Origin of the sequence: Bradyrhizobium sp. NBAIM08 (assembly GCF_020193935.1) — a bacterium.
GTDB lineage: Bacteria > Pseudomonadota > Alphaproteobacteria > Rhizobiales > Xanthobacteraceae > Bradyrhizobium > Bradyrhizobium yuanmingense.
The window spans coordinates 1-430 of the sequence record NZ_JADYVR010000554.1 but is presented as its reverse complement, the minus strand read 5'-3'; the positions used below and the strand labels follow the sequence as shown (position 1 = coordinate 430).

Here is a 430-nt window from a genome sequence, read left to right as displayed (position 1 = left end):
CGGTGGAGGACCCCAAGCTCGCCTTCGACAACATCAGTGCCGCGCTGGATGCGTTCACTTCGGCCGCCCGCATTCCCGTGCATGCCGTCGTGCCGATCTCCGCGCTCAAGGGCCACAACGTGGTGGCCGCCGAGCCCGGCTGGTGCGGGTATCACGGCCTTTCGCTGCTGCAATTGCTGGAACAGCTGGAAGTCGCAGCTGCCGAAACCCAGGAACCATTTGCCTTCCCCGTTCAATGGGTCGAGAAGTTCTCCTCGTCTTCCGATACCAGCCAGGGCCGGCGTGTATTCTGGGGCCGCGTGGCAACCGGCATCGTCGAGCCGGGCCAGCAGGTCAAGGTGCTGCCCGGCGGCCAGACCGCAACGGTCGCCCAGGTGATGAACCACGCGCGCCAGCCCCGCAGTATTCCCGCGGGGCACAGTGCCGGTAT

1 pseudogene is annotated in these 430 nt (G+C 66.3%); it reads left to right on the top strand.

Annotation, left to right across the window (positions count from 1 at the left end):
* Positions 1-430, top strand: a pseudogene (locus I6F37_RS40915) (hypothetical protein); the annotation flags it as partial.